An 18,245-nucleotide genomic window follows, 5' to 3' on the forward strand; every position below is an offset into this window, starting at 1 on the left:
TAGATGTATGGAGAAGACCGTATTTGAGAAAAATGATATAAGAAACTTTGTAAAAGGCGTGATTGCCGAAAAGATCACCAAACTTAAAAATTTTATTGAATTTACTTTAGAAGCAAGCCGCGACATCAAAAAAACTCCGAAATATGACAGCATGAGAGAAGAAATGCAGGAGGAGATTTATCAGATGCAGCGCCAGCTCGCAGCATTAAATGAGCTTAACAGAAATATGTCCAGGGTCTTAAATGCTGCTACCGAAAAAATTCAGCTTGGCTCTCTGGTCATTACCAATAAAGCCCGTTTTTATATTTCAGTTTCATTGGGTGAATTCTTTTTTGAGGGGGATCGGTTCTACGCTATTTCTCCCGAAAGTCCAATGGCCAAAAAGATGATGGGAATGAAAGGCGGTGATGCCTTTACCTTGAATAATATCCATCAGGAGATCGTTGAGGTTTTATAATTCCTTTCTTCAGTTTCTTATCCTATTACATTTTACGCGCATAATATCTAAAAGCTCCGAATCCTGTTTTGGAGCTTATGTTTTATTTTAGTACCTTGCAATGCAAATTACTATAAACTATAACATCATGCAATTTGAAAAACTAAGAACAAATCGATTCAATCAATGGATCATTATTCATTTACGCTACCTGGTAGGTTTTGCCTTTTTGCCTTCGGGACTTATAAAAGTAATGGGAGAAAGATTTACCCAGGTTTCTACAGACAATCCTATCGGATATTTCTTTGAAGCTTTATATCAGTCAGGATTTTACTGGAATTTCCTAGGGCTTGCACAGGTGGCGGCAGGCATTTTACTGATGACACAGCGGTACGCTTTACCTGGCGCACTGATGTTTTTTGCGATATTAAGCAATATTTGGGTGATTACCATCAGTCTTTCATTTACCGGAACCTGGATCATTACTTCACTGATGATGATTGCTGTGATCATTTTACTGGTCTGGGATCATCATAAACTGCATCCGCTTTTTGCCTATAATCAGCACTCTGCCGTTAAGGCTTTTCCTGATCCTGAACGTCTGTGGATTATTGCGGGCAGTATTTATTCGTTTTCATTCATAGCAATTTTATGGCTAAGTTCAATAAAAGAAGACTATACTCAATGGCTCTCTTTGGTATTCGGATTGGTATTGGCCGGTACTTTTATCATTACCAATTATAAAGCATATAAAAATTCAGGAAGTCTTTTAAAAACGCAGGTATAATATAAAGCACATTCAATTCCATGTTGTAAATTTGTACTATGAATAAAGCAACCATTTTAAAAGAAATCATAGAACAGCGAAGAAGTATATTTCCAAAAGATTATACTGATACTGAAATCTCTCAAGAGATGATCGAAGAAATTGTAAACTCCGCAACATTTGCCCCCAACCATAAACGTACAAAACCATGGCGTTTTAAGATTTTCAAAGGAGAAGAAAAAGCAAAGCTGGCATTGGAAATGCAAACGATCTATAAAACATCGCAGCCGGAACATCTTTTCCTGGAAAAAAAATATACTGATATTGGTTTTAAAATCAACAAAGCGGATGCTGTCGTTTCTATTATCGTTAATTTCAGTGGAATGGTTCCGGAATGGGAAGAAATCGCTGCCGTTTCTATGGCTGTACAAAATATGTATCTTACCTGTACGGCAAATCATATAGGATCTTACTGGAGTTCCCCAAAAATTGTAGATGATCTTAAGGATTCTCTTACTATTGAAGAAAACCAGAAATGTTTAGGATTATTCTATATCGGAAGTTTGGAATAAGCTCATATCACTGAATAAAAAAATGAAAGAAATTTCAATATTTTGGTTTCGCAGAGACCTGCGGCTGGAATATAATACCGGCTTATCAGAAGCATTACAATCGGGATACCAAGTGATTCCGATTTTTATTTTTGATGCTGATATTTTAGATCAGCTGGAAGATAAATATGACAGAAGGGTAGATTATATCCATCAGGCATTGGAAAAAATCAATGCTGAACTGAAAGAATTCGGAACCAACCTTCAAACGTATCACGGAAAACCTTTGGACATTTTCAAAAAGATAGAATCCGAATATAAGGTGAAATCGGTGTACTGCAACCGTGATTACGAACCCGCAGCTGTCAAAAGAGATACTGAGGTCAAAGAATTTTTGAATGGTAAAAATGTTGATTTTTTCGATTATAAAGATCAGGTGATTTTTGAAAAAAATGAAGTCACAAAAGACAATCATGAGCCTTACACGGTGTATACTCCTTATTCCAAAAAGTGGAAGAAGACCTTTAGCCCCGAAAATATACAGACAGTGGTGCTTAATCATAAGAACTTTCATCAGTCAGATTTCAATAGTATTATAAGTTTGAAAGAAATAGGATTCGAAAAAACGGATTTAAAGTTTGAACTTCCAACACTGGAGTCCGCAATTATTGATCATTATGATAAAAACAGAGATTTTCCGGCTTTAGATGCAACCACTCATTTGGGAATTGCTTTGCGTTTTGGAACAATTTCTATCAGAACATGCGTAAGATTTGCTCTGAAACATAATGAAACATGGCTGAATGAACTGATCTGGAGAGAGTTTTTTATGCAGATCCTATTTCACTTTCCGAAAGTGGTTAAAAAATGTTTCAAAGAAAAATACGAAAATATTCCGTGGCGGAATAATGAAGAAGAATTTGAAAAATGGTGCAAGGGAACAACCGGATATCCCATTGTAGACGCTGGCATGAGGCAACTGAACCAAACGGGACAGATGCATAACAGGGTACGCATGATCGTGGCAAGTTTTCTTACCAAACACCTGTTGATCGACTGGCGGTGGGGAGAAGCCTATTTTGCTAAAAAACTCTTGGATTATGACCTTTCTGCAAACAATGGAAACTGGCAGTGGGCGGCAGGTTGTGGCTGTGATGCGGCGCCTTATTTCAGGGTGTTTAACCCGGATGAACAAACGAAAAAATTCGACAAAGACCTGAAATACGTAAAAAAATGGAATCCTGACTATGAAAAATCCATTTTTGAAGAGAGAATGGTAGATCATGCGTTTGCCAGAAACAGAGCTTTGGAGGCCTATAAGAAGGGTCTTGGCGAATATAATGGAAGGTAAGCCTTAAAGGTGAAAAACATTGCAAAATTTAGCTTTGAACTTTAAATATTTTCACTATCTTTGCAGACTTAAATATTTAACTGGGACGAGTTCCCGTAAAATTCAAACATTATGTCAGTAAAAATCAGATTACAAAGACACGGTAAAAAAGGTAAGCCTTTTTTCCACATCGTGGTTGCAGATGCTAGAGCAAGAAGAGATGGTAGATTCATCGAAAAACTAGGTACTTACAACCCAATTACTAACCCTGCGACTATCGATTTGAACGTTGACTCTGCTGTAAAGTGGTTAAACAACGGTGCTCAACCGACTGATACTGCAAGAGCTATTCTTTCTTACAAAGGAGTACTTTACAAAAAACACTTACAAGGTGGTGTTGCTAAAGGATCTTTTGACGAGGCTGAAGCTGAAAAAAGATTTGCTGCTTGGTTAGAAGCTAAAGAACAAAAAGTACAAGGTAAAGTAGAAGGTTTAACTAAATCTCAGGCAGACGCTAAGAAAGCTGCTTTAGATGCTGAAGTTAAAGTAAACGAAGCTAGAATCGCTGCTGCTGCACAAGTTGAAGCTGATGCTAAAGCTGCTGAAGAAGCTGCTAACGCACCTGCTGAAGAAGTGGTTGCTGAAACTGCTGAAGGAGAAGCTCCTGCTGCTGAAACTGAAGAAAACACTGAAGCTTAAAAAACAACTGTATGCGTATAGAAGATTGCTATTTTTTAGGAAAAATCACACGCAGACACGGACTTGCGGGGAATGTTATCTTGAAATTAGATACAGATCAACCCGAGCTTTACAATAAATTGGAATCAATATTCGTTGAAATCAACGGATTATTGGTTCCATTTTTTATTGCAAAATCATCATGGAGTAAATTAGATGCTCTGAACCTTGCCTTTAAAAATTCTTCCGAGGCTTTAGTAGATCAGTCATTGGGTAAAAACGTTTACCTGCCGCTTGATACACTGCCTAAACTTTCAGGAAATAAGTTCTATTATCATGAGATCATCGGTTTCAATATCCTTGATGAAAATGATAACGACTGCGGTGTTATACGATCTGTGAATGATCAGACGGCACAAACTTATTTTGTAACCAACTTAGATGGAAAAGAAGTGGTAATTCCTATCATCAAAGACTGGATTCTAGAAGTTGATCGTGAAGAAAGAATCATCAAAATGAGGCTTCCCGAAGGACTTATCGATGTCTTCTTGGTTCCTTCCAAAAAAGACGAATAATACCTTATTCATAAGGATTATTTCTTTTTACTATTCATTTCGGAGCCAATAATTCGTGCTCTTCATTCTCTTTTTATAAAAATTTTATAGCAAAATGTAAGGTATAAAAAATAGTTACCTGTCATTTACTGTGGAATAAACTGCTCAACAAGTTGTAAAGGTTATACCAAACGCTGACAACTGAATCTATTTAATCTGCTTAATCAGCCCAATCTGCGTGACCCTAAAAAAGTTCACCCTTTTCACATTGTTTTTACAATAAAATGAAACTGTTGTAGGAACAGATCATTCCCTGCAAAGAAGAGTTGTCATCCTGTTTATCGCTCATTATTAATTGCCGGCAGCAAATACTCCTGAACTATTTTCTCCGCCTGCGAATGCGCATATGATCTATTGTAAGCCTTTGCACTAATTACGATTACTACAGGAATTTCTGTAAACATAATAATTTTATTGCCACCATTTCCACTGCATTGGTACGCCTCAAAATTCCGGTTTCCCACCTTGTATACTTTTCTCCAGAACAGGTAGCCATAGCCTTCAAAATCCTTGTTGTCAGCAAAATAATTGGTGAATGATTTTTTAATCCAGGCTTTATCTATGAGTCTTTTGCCATTCCATATTCCTTCATTTTTATACAACTGTCCGAATTTTGCAAAATCTAATGCATTCATTCTCAATCCTCCCGCCAATGAAATCTTATGCTGCGGGGTGTATTGCCACTGATAGGTATTGATGCCCAGAGGTTTAAATAGTTTTTTATCAGCATAGGCTTCCAATCCTCCGGGAATATTTTTATCCAGTACATCCCCTACAACGACCACTCCGGCTGTAAAATAACTCCATTTTTCGCCAATTTTCTGATCTGTCATAGGAACATCGATGGTAAATTTCACCCAATTATCGGTAGGGTACATATTCTCTTCATTTCCGGGTGAAGTTTCCTCTTCATCATTACCTTCGAATCCTGAACTCATTGTCAGAAGACTTTTTAAAGTGACGCTGTCTTTCTTGGGTGTGTAATGCTTATATTCTTTTAGATGATAGAACTCTCCCAGTTTTTGATTTTCATTTTTTAAATAACCTTCTTTAATGGCAATTCCTGTTAAGGCAGAAGCAAAAGATTTTCCGACGGAACGTGTATCCTGTAAACTGTCACGTCCGGAATTACTGAAGTACTCTTCTATGAGGAGCTTATTGTTTTTAATGACCACAATACCAGTGATATCTCTGAATCTGTTTTCAGCAATTTTCTGATGTAAAGCTTTTATCTTTTCAGTATTGATTTTTTCTGTAGAAATTTCCCATCCGCTATTCGGTGCAATCGGCTGAATAGCAATTTGCTGTTCGGTAAGTTGTTTCTTAGGAACGGTTACAGGAATTTCCCCGGTGGCAATCACCCTGCCAGTTTTTAAAGAATTGGTATTGATGTAAGGTCTGATCTCTATTTTTAGATTGTGATTTCCTTCTGTAAGTGCATCAATTCCGTTATGAGCCATATAGAAGCGCATCCACAAATACCTTCCCCAGGAATCTTCATTGCTTGAACTGAACAGTGGAATTCTAAAGGTGGTTTTCAGTTTTTTCTGCTCCGGTGTTCCTGCGCCTGTATTCAGATTTTCAAGATAGATCAATTTTCCGTCCACATAAAAAGAGAACTGGTAATTTCCTTTTTGTATCAATTCATCAGCCGTTAAAGAAGGCTCAAGCTCATGCAAATAATTAACCAGAGAATTATCCATAAAAACCCTGATCCCAAAATCTTTATCCTCCTGGAGTACAGCATGGGTAAGAAAATCAGTTTCCTTTAGATTTTCCAGCGCCACGGCTTTATCTAAAAAAACAACCGTGTGAAGATGTTTTTTCTGAATGGAATTGTCGATTTTCTCCGGTTCTCCGATATTCTTCTGAGCATAAAAGGTTCCAAATGTGAAAAACAGGAATGATAAAAGTGAAAATTTCATGGTGATCTTATAATGCTTGTAAAACTACACTGTTTTTACGGATAAAAATAGAATGAAATTAACATCTATATTTTATCGCATTTTCCGGTATTTCAACGGAGTGATCCCTAGATTTTCTTTAAAAGATCGTATAAAATGGCTTTGATCTGAAAAACCGCATTCCAAGGCAATCTCTGTCAGTGGCGTGTTTTTATTGTGAAGAAGAATCAGCGATTTATTGATTTTGAGTTGTCTGATATATTCTCCGAGGTTACAATGAAAATATTTTTGAAAATCCCTGCTGAGATGTACCGGATGAATATCCAAAGTTTTCGAGAGTTCAGTTAAGCTTACTTTCTCCATAAAGTTTTCATGTAAAAGCTCATTGATCTGTTTTACCCAGCGTGGATTCCTTTCCGGTGGGATCATTTTGTCAGCGGATAACTGGCTGAATACATTTAATAATAGATGCTGAACAGACAATTCAAACGTCTGATCGTTCATTTTTGTTTCTTTAAAAATTTTCGATAGCATTAATTTGATGGCTGGATTCTCTATTTGTATACTTCCTTCAACAGCGTTTTTAGAAACATGAAACTGTTCAAACCATTCAGCAGAGATTTCAATATGGAATCCTCTGGTAAAACCTTCCGGTTTGATGTTGTAGTGCGGGTCTTCCCAATGATGGTAAAGAAGCGTTCCTGAAGGACAATGGTAGACCTCTTTTTTATTTCCTTCTACCATATTTCCCTGAAGCAGAAAAGTAAAATAGGCATTTTCGTGATAATGCCAATCGACGTACGGATGGGTGTATTCAGTATCCGTGATGATCAGCCCCTCAAAATTGATTTTTTCGTTGGTTTGTCCAAAAAATTCACCGGTACGGAGCGTATTCATTGCAGTTTTTGCTTTAAATTTTCAATCTGTTCATACATGGTATTGAAGAATATTTTTCGGTCCCGGTTTCCCGAAGTCGTCAATGATTTGGAATTTTTAATCTGATGTTCAAAATAATTCAGCGTTTCATTACAGGTTTTTGCATCATTAATCAAAATATATCCAAACATATTCGCAGGTAAGGCAAAAAGGGATTGTTGCGGATGATGAAAAAAGATATCATTGGACAGATGCATGAGCTCATTTTCATACAAGTGAAATTTTGGATCATTCTCTGTCTTTTGTTCAATATATCCTATAAGCTCTTTTAGCTCTTTCAGAATAATTTCCCCTTCATTTTTTTGTAAAAGTCCGGTTTCATAATAAAATAAAATCTGCTGCAAAATACTGGAAATAGTCCTGTCATTCCACAGTTCCACTATATTTTGTGCCTCATATTTTTTCTTGAGTTCCTGAGTATTTGATTCAAAATGAGGAGGTGAAAACTGCAAAAAGGGAATGAAAACCTGTTTCGCATTAAGCAGGTTCATCCAGACATAGATTTTAAAACGGGAAAGCAAGGTATCTGAAAGCGTATAAAAAAAAGGAATATCCTTGGCAGAATAATAAATGGTCATCTCATCAGAAAGCGGCAGATTTTCAAAAATACTGAGCGTATTCTGAAAAAACGACTGTAAATCTTCCGTTTCGTTTACCACTGAAGTTTTCCTAACCAACAGCTGCTGGTCTGAAGTGATCAATTGATCGAGAGAAATCTGATAATATTTGGCCAGTTCCAAGCCTTCTTCAAAACTGAACTTTGCTTTCAGAGAGGTTCTTCTATGCGATGCATCATAACTTATATTCAGAATATTGGCAATCTCATCGTTCAAAGATTTGTCACCAATTTTTCTGCGAATTTCCTTAAGTAAAAGTTCCTGATACATGCTTTTGTGATTTTCACAAATGTAAGCAAAATGTTAATGGTTTATCACATTTAAGAAAGTGAATATTCTTTTCAAATTTGAAGAAATATTTAGGAAATGAAACACAAAATAATTCTTGCCATATCATGCCTGATTTTATCACTAAAGGTGAAGGCACAACAAAAGATCCAACCGATTTATTATATAGATTATTCTTATGCCAGCAAACATATATTACGTGGAGGGGTAGAATTTATTCTGATGGATGGAGGTGAAAATCAGGATAAACTTTTTTTAGGAACAGGGTATGGAGTAGTAGGCGATCATGGTAAAATGCACGGAATTCCGGACCTGCATTTGAGTTATAATATAGGAACACTTTTATTTGTTAAGGCGGGTTCTTCTTTCTCCCATGCCTATTCTGTAGTCGGGATATCATTATTTAATTCTTGTGATATTGGAATAGGATATTCAAAATCTTATAACAACAGTAATGTGAAAATACAAGGATTCACGGCAGGGATTACGTTTAGACTTACCCATAAAGATAATGTTTACGGAAAATTAAAAATAGGATTTTAAAATTAAAAATTATGAAAACAAAATTTTTAATGATGATCAGCTTTTTTATGGTATGTATCATCAACGCTCAGGACAGTTTAAATGCTATGGATAAGCCAAAGTTTATTGCTTTTTCACCTTCGAAGGCAACTAAAAATGTAAATGGAATGCTTATTAAATATTATGATGAGATTGATCAGGAAATACAGCCTAAGAAAGTTAATGGGGTTGGATTGGGCTTTAATGGTTTAGGGATTTTCTTTCCCGTACTATTTCTTGTCAATATTACATCCATTGATAACTGGGGTATTAATGATATTGGCTCAGAACCTTTACCCGATAAAATGAATACAATTAATGGGATGCAACTATCTATTGTCAATATGGAGCCTACAGTTACCAATGGATTGGAATTGAGTTTATCCAGTAATATAAGTGCCCCTTCGGTGATCAACGGAATTGCGATTTCACCACTGTACAATTTTCATCATACCACAAAAGGAGTGGCGGTTTCCACTTTTGCGAATGTAAGTCAAAAGTGCAGAGGCATTCAGCTGGCTTTGATTAATATCTGCAAGGATTCAAGGGGAATACAGATTGGCTTTTGGAATGAAAATGGAAAAAGAAAAATGCCTTTGATCAACTGGAATTTTAAAAATAAAAAGTTATGAAAAAGTTACCCTATCTGCTTATTGGAATCAGGTTTATCCTTGCTCCAATCATTTTGTTATTAGCGTGTTTCAAGGGCATTGAATCAAGATTTTTAATTGTAGCCTTAATGTATTTTGGATTATTAACCGATATCTTCGATGGAATTATTGCACGAAAAGTTGGTGTTTCCTCAGAAAAATTAAGAAGACTGGACAGTCAGACCGATCTTATTTTCTGGCTTTCGCTAGGATTTGCGTCCTATTTTCTGAATGCTGAATTAATTAAAAATGAATGGCCGGGAATTCTTTTACTCTTCATTATGGAAGCTCTTTGCTACGTAATAAGCATCTGGAAATTCGGAAAAGAAACGTGTACCCATGCATTTATATCGAAAATGTGGGGATTGAGTTTACTGATTGCATTTACATATTTAATAGGATTTCAGGAAGTGGGCTGGGCTTTTTACCTCACCATAGGATTAGGACTTGTTTCTCATATTGATGTAATCCTGATTGTTTTAATACTCCCGAAATGGCAGTTTGATGTCCCAAGCAGTTATCATGCATGGAAAATCAGACATGGAAAGCAGAGAAAAAAGACCATATTCTTTAATTAAAAAATAAGAGATGGAAGCTTGGAGCTTGGAGAAGGAAGTTATTGAGAACGAAAAGATTTTTGTTCTTTTAATGATTCTTAGAAATTATAGATGAAAACAATAACTTCCCTCTTCCTCCTTCCAGCTACCTTAATCTATCTGAACTTAACTTAAATACTATTTTAAGCATAGTTATTCGTTAAATAATTGATAAATGATTTTGTAAAAACACAGCGTGATATTCAAATTGCGCTGTTTTTTTGTAACTTTGCAGACGTTAATTTTTATACAAAAATTTATAGTCAACAAATGAAAAAGCAAACAATTAAAGAAATCCTACAGGATTACAAAAAGGTATTACATCATGACATTACTGTTTACGGTTGGGTAAGATCCTTCCGTGCCAATCGCTTTATTGCCCTTAATGATGGTTCTACAATTAATAATTTGCAGATTGTTGTTGATTTCGAAAATTTCGATAAAGAAATTATCAGTAAAATCAGTACTGCTTCTTCCCTTAAAATTGTAGGTGAAGTAGTAGAAAGTCAGGGAGCAGGACAAACCGTGGAGATTGTTGCTAAAAAGATCATTATTTTAGGAGATAACTTTACGGAAGAGTTGCAGAATACCATTCTTCAGCCTAAAAAGCACAGCTTGGAAAAACTTCGTGAGCAGGCGCATTTAAGATTCAGAACCAATGTATTTGGAGCTGTTTTCAGAATTCGTCACGCTTTAAGTTTTGCAGTGCATTCTTTCTTCAACCAAAACCAGTTCTTCTATATCAACACACCGGTTATTACGGGTGCTGATGCGGAAGGAGCAGGGGAAATGTTTGGAGTAACCAACTTTGATCTGAATGCAATTCCAAGAACTGAAGAAGGTGAAATTGATTTTGCACAGGACTTTTTTGGTAAGAAAACGAACTTAACGGTTTCAGGACAGTTGGAAGGAGAAACGGCAGCAATGGGATTGGGAAGAATTTATACATTCGGACCTACTTTCCGTGCTGAAAATTCCAACACAACACGTCACCTGGCAGAATTCTGGATGATTGAACCTGAAGTAGCGTTTAATAACCTTGAAGATAACATTGACCTTGCAGAGGATTTCCTTAAATATGTAATCCAGTACGTACTTGACCACTGTAAAGATGATCTGGAATTCCTTGATAAGCGTTTAGAGGAAGAGCAAAAAACAAAACCTGAAAAAGAAAGAGCAAAAGAAGGTCTTATTGAAAAGCTTCAGAATGTAATTGCTAAACGATTCAAACGTGTAAGTTATACAGAAGCCATCGAGATTTTATTAAACTCAAAAGAAAATAAAAAAGGAAAATTCCAGTATCCGATTGAAGAATGGGGAACCGATCTTCAGTCTGAACATGAAAGATATCTTGTAGAAAAACATTTTGAAAGTCCGGTAGTATTGTTTGATTATCCAAAAGAAATCAAAGCATTCTACATGAAGCTGAATGATGACAACAAAACTGTTGCAGCAATGGATGTTCTTTTCCCTGGAATCGGTGAAATCATCGGCGGTTCTGAAAGAGAAGCCAGATTGGATGTATTAAAACAGAAAATGGCAGACATGCATGTAGATGAGCACGAACTTTGGTGGTATCTTGATACCCGAAAATTTGGTTCAGTACCTCATGCAGGATTCGGATTGGGGTTAGAAAGACTGGTTCTTTTTGTAACAGGAATGACAAACATCAGAGATGTGATTCCTTTCCCTAGAACACCGAAGAATGCTGAGTTTTAGATAAATAAAAAGCCTTAAATTTTAATTTAAGGCTTTTTTTATGCTTTAATAGCTTATTATGTTGATAAGTATAATGCAAAAATCATGCTAAATATATTTTTTCTCGAATAAATTTATTAAATTCGTAGACTATGTTATGTTAAAACACACATATTAATATGCTTAAACAACACTTACAACTCAAATTAGGACAGAAGCTGGCACCACAGCAGATCCAATTGATGAAGCTTATTCAGCTTCATACGCTGGAATTTGAAGAAGAGTTAGAGAGAGAGTTAGAAGAGAATCCTGCGTTGGAGATTGCAAAAGAAGAGTCTAAGGAAGATGATTATTCTTCCCTAGAAGAAGCATATCAGGATGAAGGAACAGAAAGCATTGAAACAGATTTTGATGTCAATGATTATCTCTACGACGACGAACCTAACTATAAAACTGCATCCAGCAACTATTCTGCGGATGACGAAGAATTCGATAATGAAAGCCTTTTAACAGAAGGACAGTCTTTATATGACTATCTGATGGAGCAGATCCATCTTGCCAATATCAATGAGGAAGATGTGAAAATTGCTGAATATCTTATCGGAAACCTTGATACAGACGGATATTTGAGAAGAGAAATCAAATCTATCGTTGATGATCTGGCTTTTTCCCAGGGAATTTATACGACCAAGGAAAGAGTAGATGATGTGCTGGAAAACTATGTTCAGAAGCTTGATCCGCCGGGAGTAGGCGCAAGAGGCCTTCAGGAATGTCTGTTGCTGCAGATCGAAAAAAAGGTGAGTTCTGATAAAGCGGTTTCTTTAGCTGCAAATATCCTGAGACATCAGTTTGATGCATTGACCAACAAGCATTACAACAAGATCATCCAGAAATACGATATCGAAGAAGAAGATCTTAAAGATGCTTTGGATGAAATTTCCAAATTGTCTCCGAAAGTAGGAGGTAATTTTGATACTCAAACGATTACAATCAATCAGGAAATTATCCCGGATTTTGTGATTCAGGTGAAGGATGGAATCGTTATTCCAATGCTGAACAGCAAAAACGCACCTACTTTAAGAGTTTCTGAAGAATATAAAGATATTTTAACGACATATTCGCATGATAAAAAATCAGCTGATCATAAACAGGCTGCTTTATTTATCAAGCAAAAACTGGATGCTGCAAAATGGTATATTGATGCCATTAACCAACGTCAGAATACGTTGTTACAGACCATTAATGCCATTGTAAAATTCCAGAAGAATTATTTTATCACGGGTGATGAAAAGTCGTTGAAACCAATGATTCTGAAGGATATTGCTGATATTACTGGCTTTGATATCTCTACCATTTCAAGGGTAGTGAAAAGTAAGTATGCAGATACTCCAAATGGAATTATTTATCTTAAAGACTTATTCTCAGATAGTCTGACGAATGATGATGGAGAAGAGGTTTCTACCAAAGAGATTAAAAATCATCTTCAGGAAGTCATCAGCAAGGAAAATAAAAGAAAGCCGCTTACCGATGATGCATTGGTAGTGATCTTAAAAGAACAAGGCTATAATATTGCAAGAAGAACGATTGCAAAGTATAGAGAACAGCTTAATATTCCGGTTGCACGATTAAGAAAAGAATTATAATAAACGTTTATTATTTAGAATATTTAAAATGCCCAATTAATTAGTAATTGGGCATTTTTATTAAGTTATATTGTAAAAGTGCGGTTATGAACGAGGCTTACCGATTTCTATTCCCAGTTCTTTTATAGAAATCTCGCGCATTTCTACTTTCCTTATTTTCCCGGAAATGGTCATAGGAAATTCATCTACAAACTTCCAGTATTTCGGGATTTTATAATGGGATATTTTTTCTTTACAGTAAGTAAGAAGTTCTTCTTCTGTGACATCAAATCCTTTTCTGATTTTCACCCAGGCCATCACTTCCTCTCCGAATTTTTCACTGGGAACACCAATAATCTGAACATCCAGAATATTGGGATAGGTGTATAAAAAGTCTTCAATTTCTTTGGGCGAAATATTTTCACCACCACGAATGATGAGATCTTTTATCCTTCCGGAAATGGTAATATATCCTTCGTCATCCATCACGGCCATATCTCCGGTGTGCATCCACCTGGCATCATCCAGCACCTTTTTAGTATTTTCAGGATCGTTCCAGTATTTCAGCATCACAGAATAGCCTCTTGTACAAAGCTCGCCATGTTCCCCGCGCTCTACAACTTTTCCGTTTTCATCAATGATTTTTATTTCCAGATGATCCTGAACGGTACCCACAGTGCTTACCTGTTTTTCCAGAGAAGTACCTATTAAGGTTTGTGTGGAAACCGGGGATGTTTCGGTCATTCCGTAGCAGATACTCATTTCTTTAATGTTCATAAGGTTTTCTACTTTTTTCATGATTTCCGGAGGGCAGACTGAACCTGCCATTACACCAGTCCTTAAGCTGGAAAAATCATAGGTATCGAAATCTTTAACAGCCAGTTCCGCGATAAACATGGTAGGAACGCCATATAATGAGGTGCATTTCTCGTCAGAAACTGTTTTTAAGGTAATATCAGGATCAAAACTGTCATTAGGAATTACAATACAGGCTCCGTGAGCAATACAGCAGATATTTCCGATCACCATTCCGAAGCAGTGATAAAATGGTACGGGAATACAGACCCGGTCCTTTTCGGAATAGCGTAGGCGGATACCTATGAAATAGCCGTTATTCAGAATATTATGATGGGAGAGGGTTACTCCTTTGGGAAAGCCTGTTGTTCCGGAAGTATACTGAATGTTAACAGGATCATCAAATTGCACATGTTCTTCAAAACTGTGGAGGGTTTCATCGGAAATATATTGTCCGTTGTTTACAAATTCTTCCCAGGTATCATCAAAGAATATGGCATGCTCCATAGAAGGGCAAACCTCTTTGGCATATTCTACCATTTCTTTATAATTGCTGGTTTTAAAGTGTAGTGATGAAAAAATAAAACGGATTTCAGACTGATTGATCACATAGGTCAGCTCATGCGTTCTGTAGGCAGGATTGATATTAACCATGATGGTTCCTATTCTGGCCGTTGCATATTGAAGAATTACCCATTCATACCGGTTGGAAGCCCATATTCCTATTCTGTCTCCGGCTTTGGCACCTAAATAAATCAGGGCTTTGGCAACGGCTGTTGTTTGATTATAAAATTCTTGATAGGTAGCCCGGTAATTTTGATGAACTGAGATTAATGCTTCCTGGTGAGCATGTTTTTCAACCGTATTTTTTAGATTACCTCCGATTGTCTCTCCCAATAAGGGAATAGCGGAAGCACCGTGTACATAGGATAATGCCATAACTAAAGATTTGGTTACCTAAAATTAGTAAATAAATCGTAAGCTAAAGCCTGGGAATTATTAATTTTCCTGGGAATCGATGTCTTTAAGCTGTTTTAGATTTTTGTCCAATTTCCTCATGATAATACCATACACCAGTTTATAATAAAGCCATACCAGTGATACTGTTAAAGCAGTGCTTAAAACAATTCCAATCAGGAAACCTGTAAGAGTAGAACTATTAACCTCTATACTTTGGGAATTCAGAGAGTAGAAGATAAAACCAATAAATACGGTGGTAACAACAACGAGTAAAACAATGCTGATTAAAATAAATGCATTGACCGTTTTTTTAAAGTGTATAATCCGTGTAATTAATCCTTTAAGGTTTTCCTCTATTTTTATCTGTCGGTAGTTTTGATAGAATTTATAGACGAAATAAGCTGTTATCAATAAGCTAAGACTTTTAATAATTAAATATATAATCTCAAAACTATTTTCTACCTCAGGTGTTTTTTGGGCTCCCAGTCTTTCCAATAGTTTAAGAAAGCTGTTGGATTCATCTCCCTTTATGAAGTAAAATACCCCCATGATCGAAAAGAACAAAAATTCTACCACACTGATCCAGAAAATATATTTCACGTAATTGCGCGATTTTCGGTTCAGCATCTGAAGGATCTCGCTGTTATCGTATTTCTGTTGAACAGGCTGTTCTTGCCATGTCTTCTTAAAACTGTCTAAATCAAATTCAGGCATATTTTTCCATCTGTTCTTTAAGGGTTTTCTTTAATCTGTTCATTTTCACACGTGCATTAACTTCGGTAATCCCGAGGTTTTCTGCGATATCCTTGTAAGGCAAATCATCCAGATACATCATTACGATGGCTCTTTCCACATTAGGCAATGTCTTTATTACCGTATACAAAAGTGATACCTGCTGCTGTTTTTCATCATCATCTTCGATAAAATCTCTGTGATTAATGTCTAATTCGTTGGTAGGAAGGCTTTTGCTTTTTTTTCTAAAAAGGGTAATGGCTGTATTAAGGGCTACACGATACATCCAGGTAGAAATTTTAGAATTTCCTTTAAAAGAATCGTAGCTTCTCCAGAGTTGAAGAACAATTTCCTGAAAAAGATCTTCTTCATCTTCCAGAGAGTTGGTATAAAGACGCGAAACCTTGATAATCAAACCCTGATTATCCTTGATGAGCTGCGCAAATTCTTTTTCTCTAGAAATCACAATAGATGTATAACGGCACGAAGATAATAATAATGTGGTGATTAATGAAGAGTTATCATTCATAATTATGAACAGGACGCTAAAAGGGAAATATATATTTACGAATTTACCTATAACCGCATTATCTCATTCTCAAAATTATCCTGTATCTTTGCAGCCACGAGAAAGTCGGCTTGTTGATTCCTGCTTCGGCAGGGGTAGGAAAGTCCGGACACCATAGAGCAGCAAAGCGGATAACATCCGTCACCCGTGAGGGTAGGACAAGTGCAACAGAAAGCAGGTACAGTTCGGCTGTAGTGAAACCAGGTAAACTCTTTGCGGTGCAATGATAAGTATATCGGTTCTTTTCAGCAATGAAAATAGGGGCGGCTCGCTCTGAAAGCCGAGGGGTAATCAGCTAAAGTATTGCAGCAATGCAGTACGCAGATAAATAACAGGCACTTCTTCGGAAGTACAAAATCCGGCTTACAGATTTTCTCGTGATTTTTGAAAAAAGCAGGAAGTTAGAAGCTGGAGGAAGGAAGTTTTTTAATGCGATAATTGTAACCTTTATCCCCCAGCTCCCATCTTCCTCATAAATTATTCATTCTCCAGTGTTTTTTTAGATTCTTCCAATTCTGTTTTATCTTTTTCCGAAAGTACCGGATACCTGAGGTCCATTTTTTCCAGGGTGTCAATAATAATCTGTATAGCAGCTACTCTTGCAAACCATTTATTGTCAGCGGGAAGTATATACCAGGGTGCATAATCTTTTGAAGTTTCATTAATGGCAGTTTCATAGGCTTCCATATACTGGCCGAATAAAGCTCTTTCAGGAAGGTCTGCTGCCGAGAATTTCCAGTTTTTTTCCTGCTTTTCAATTCGGTCCAGAAGTCTTTTCTTCTGTTCTCCTTTAGAAACATTCAGAAAAATTTTCACAATGGTAGTTCCATTTTGCGAAAGATGTTTTTCGAAATTTCGGATGCTTTCATATCTGTTTTCCCAGAAAGTACTGTCAAAATCTTTTACCGTTTTCCAGGTTTTTTCACTGAGGTTGTATTCAGGATGTACCTTACATACTAAAACACTTTCATAATGAGAACGGTTGAAAATACCGATCATTCCTTTTTGTGGTAAGGCTAAATAATGCCTCCAGAGAAAATCGTGGGAATACTCTTTAGAAGTGGGTGTTTTGAAACTGGTGACGTTACATCCCTGTGGATTTACTCCTCCAAAAACATGCTCTATCATACTGTCTTTTCCTGCAGCATCCATGGCCTGTAAGATAACCAGAAGAGATTTGCTGCCGTCCGCATACAACTTCTCCTGAAGTTCACGAAGTTTTTCTTTTTCCTTTATTAATAATTTCTTTCCTTCTTCTTTAGTGAGTTTTCCTTCATAAGATGTTGAAGATTTTTTTATTGAGAATTTTCCGTTTACCAGGAAATCATCAGAGAAATTGGTGTCCATACATGTTGATATTTATAATAAAAGTAATAAAAGAACCGCCTCAAAGGAGGCGGTTCTTTTATTTTTTTGAGTAGAGCTTACTTTGCGGCAGCAACTTTTGCAACTTTAGCAGCTTTTTTAGCAGCTTTATCTGCTTCTTTCTGAGCTTTAGCAGCCTGTTTTTGCTCTTCAGCAGTTAATGGCTTTGGCTCAGGAGCGTTAGCGTCTACATTACCTTTGATGTAAATTACGCTTCTGCTGTTTACCGGGTCATTAGAAAATACCTCAATCATTTTGTTGAATCCACCATTAAGAGCAGTGTTGTATCCAACTTTGATTTTAGCAGATTTTCCAGGCATGATCGGGTCTGTGCTGAATTCTGGAGTAGTACATCCGCAAGAAGGTTTAACATTAGAAATTACCAAAGGCTTATCACCTGTATTCTTTACTGTAAAAAATCTTGTACCATCAGAACTTGGCTTAATAGTACCATAGTCGAAAGTAGTCTTATCGAATGTAATAGTTTGTGCAGATGCAAGAGCAAATGTCCCGAATAATGCAATTCCTGCAATTAATTTTTTCATATTCTTGAATGTTAATACGTTTGTTAGATAAAT

Annotated in this window: 19 protein-coding genes and 1 other RNA gene; 12 read left to right on the forward strand and 8 right to left on the reverse strand. The window is 36.4% G+C overall.

Features of this window, described 5'->3' with window-relative positions:
- Window positions 1–7: 7 nt before the first annotated feature.
- The 6 genes from IW15_RS05775 (at window position 8) to rimM (ending at window position 4,336) form a co-directional block, all read left to right on the forward strand.
- Window positions 8–457 carry a hypothetical protein gene (locus IW15_RS05775; protein ID WP_034709986.1) on the forward strand — a complete coding sequence of 150 codons (450 nt, stop codon included), beginning with the start codon at window positions 8–10 and terminating at the stop codon, window positions 455–457.
- Between the two features lie 127 nt (window positions 458–584).
- Complete coding sequence (locus IW15_RS05780; RefSeq protein ID WP_034710288.1) at window positions 585–1,223, forward strand: DoxX family membrane protein; 639 nt, start codon at window positions 585–587, stop codon at window positions 1,221–1,223.
- 38 nt (window positions 1,224–1,261) lie between these two features.
- Complete coding sequence (locus IW15_RS05785) at window positions 1,262–1,774, forward strand: nitroreductase family protein (protein ID WP_034709988.1); 513 nt, start codon at window positions 1,262–1,264, stop codon at window positions 1,772–1,774.
- A 22-nt stretch (window positions 1,775–1,796) separates the two neighbouring features.
- The gene (locus IW15_RS05790; protein WP_034709989.1) at window positions 1,797–3,104 is read left to right on the forward strand and encodes a cryptochrome/photolyase family protein; all 1,308 of its coding nucleotides are present in this window, start codon (window positions 1,797–1,799) and stop codon (window positions 3,102–3,104) included.
- Window positions 3,105–3,215: 111 nt separating this feature from the next.
- On the forward strand, window positions 3,216–3,782 hold the full coding sequence (locus IW15_RS05795) for a 30S ribosomal protein S16 (protein WP_034709990.1): 567 nt from the start codon (window positions 3,216–3,218) through the stop codon (window positions 3,780–3,782).
- Window positions 3,783–3,793: 11 nt separating this feature from the next.
- A complete protein-coding gene (gene rimM, locus IW15_RS05800; protein WP_034709991.1) occupies window positions 3,794–4,336 on the forward strand; it encodes a ribosome maturation factor RimM in 543 nt (180 codons plus the stop codon).
- Window positions 4,337–4,653: 317 nt separating this feature from the next.
- Here rimM and IW15_RS05805 read toward each other — a convergent pair whose 3' ends face one another.
- From IW15_RS05805 to IW15_RS05815, 3 genes are all read right to left on the reverse strand, one after another.
- The gene (locus tag IW15_RS05805; protein ID WP_034709992.1) at window positions 4,654–6,300 is read right to left on the reverse strand and encodes a serine hydrolase domain-containing protein; all 1,647 of its coding nucleotides are present in this window, start codon (window positions 6,298–6,300) and stop codon (window positions 4,654–4,656) included.
- A 72-nt stretch (window positions 6,301–6,372) separates the two neighbouring features.
- Complete coding sequence (locus tag IW15_RS05810; RefSeq protein ID WP_034709993.1) at window positions 6,373–7,176, reverse strand: helix-turn-helix domain-containing protein; 804 nt, start codon at window positions 7,174–7,176, stop codon at window positions 6,373–6,375.
- A complete protein-coding gene (locus tag IW15_RS05815; RefSeq protein WP_034709996.1) occupies window positions 7,173–8,102 on the reverse strand; it encodes a helix-turn-helix domain-containing protein in 930 nt (309 codons plus the stop codon). The genes IW15_RS05810 and IW15_RS05815 overlap by 4 nt, the downstream gene beginning before the upstream one ends.
- A gap of 96 nt (window positions 8,103–8,198) precedes the next feature.
- Here IW15_RS05815 and IW15_RS21890 point away from each other — a divergent pair, with 96 nt between their 5' ends.
- The 5 genes from IW15_RS21890 (at window position 8,199) to rpoN (ending at window position 13,268) form a co-directional block, all read left to right on the forward strand.
- A complete protein-coding gene (locus IW15_RS21890; RefSeq protein WP_051881789.1) occupies window positions 8,199–8,663 on the forward strand; it encodes a hypothetical protein in 465 nt (154 codons plus the stop codon).
- An 11-nt stretch (window positions 8,664–8,674) separates the two neighbouring features.
- Window positions 8,675–9,313, forward strand: coding sequence for a hypothetical protein (locus IW15_RS05825; protein WP_034709997.1), 639 nt, complete (start codon window positions 8,675–8,677; stop codon window positions 9,311–9,313).
- On the forward strand, window positions 9,310–9,909 hold the full coding sequence (locus IW15_RS05830; RefSeq protein ID WP_034709998.1) for a CDP-alcohol phosphatidyltransferase family protein: 600 nt from the start codon (window positions 9,310–9,312) through the stop codon (window positions 9,907–9,909). Before IW15_RS05825 ends, IW15_RS05830 begins: the two co-directional genes overlap by 4 nt.
- Window positions 9,910–10,197: 288 nt before the next feature.
- Window positions 10,198–11,646 carry an asparagine--tRNA ligase gene (gene asnS, locus IW15_RS05835; protein WP_034709999.1) on the forward strand — a complete coding sequence of 483 codons (1,449 nt, stop codon included), beginning with the start codon at window positions 10,198–10,200 and terminating at the stop codon, window positions 11,644–11,646.
- Window positions 11,647–11,804: 158 nt separating this feature from the next.
- A complete protein-coding gene (rpoN, locus tag IW15_RS05840) occupies window positions 11,805–13,268 on the forward strand; it encodes an RNA polymerase factor sigma-54 (protein WP_034710000.1) in 1,464 nt (487 codons plus the stop codon).
- Window positions 13,269–13,352: 84 nt separating this feature from the next.
- Here the strand turns inward: rpoN and IW15_RS05845 are convergent, their stop codons facing one another.
- The 3 genes from IW15_RS05845 to IW15_RS05855 are packed head-to-tail and all read right to left on the reverse strand — an operon-like array spanning window position 13,353 to window position 16,200.
- On the reverse strand, window positions 13,353–14,981 hold the full coding sequence (locus IW15_RS05845) for an AMP-binding protein (RefSeq protein WP_034710001.1): 1,629 nt from the start codon (window positions 14,979–14,981) through the stop codon (window positions 13,353–13,355).
- 60 nt (window positions 14,982–15,041) lie between these two features.
- Window positions 15,042–15,716, reverse strand: a complete 675-nt coding sequence (locus IW15_RS05850; protein ID WP_034710002.1) for a hypothetical protein — start codon at window positions 15,714–15,716, stop codon at window positions 15,042–15,044.
- Entirely contained in the window at window positions 15,709–16,200 is a 492-nt protein-coding gene (locus tag IW15_RS05855) for an RNA polymerase sigma factor (RefSeq protein WP_034710291.1), read from the reverse strand. The genes IW15_RS05850 and IW15_RS05855 overlap by 8 nt, the downstream gene beginning before the upstream one ends.
- A 160-nt stretch (window positions 16,201–16,360) precedes the next feature.
- Between IW15_RS05855 and rnpB the strand changes: the two genes are divergently transcribed.
- Window positions 16,361–16,684: RNase P RNA component class A (gene rnpB / locus IW15_RS21935), an RNA gene on the forward strand.
- Between the two features lie 95 nt (window positions 16,685–16,779).
- Here the strand turns inward: rnpB and IW15_RS05860 are convergent.
- Both IW15_RS05860 and IW15_RS05865 read right to left on the reverse strand, forming a co-directional pair.
- On the reverse strand, window positions 16,780–17,649 hold the full coding sequence (locus IW15_RS05860) for a PPK2 family polyphosphate kinase (RefSeq protein WP_034710003.1): 870 nt from the start codon (window positions 17,647–17,649) through the stop codon (window positions 16,780–16,782).
- 77 nt (window positions 17,650–17,726) lie between these two features.
- Window positions 17,727–18,212, reverse strand: a complete 486-nt coding sequence (locus tag IW15_RS05865; protein ID WP_034710004.1) for a DUF1573 domain-containing protein — start codon at window positions 18,210–18,212, stop codon at window positions 17,727–17,729.
- Window positions 18,213–18,245 lie beyond the last annotated feature (33 nt).

Origin of the sequence: Chryseobacterium soli (assembly GCF_000737705.1) — a bacterium.
In the GTDB taxonomy this organism is placed as follows: domain Bacteria; phylum Bacteroidota; class Bacteroidia; order Flavobacteriales; family Weeksellaceae; genus Chryseobacterium; species Chryseobacterium soli.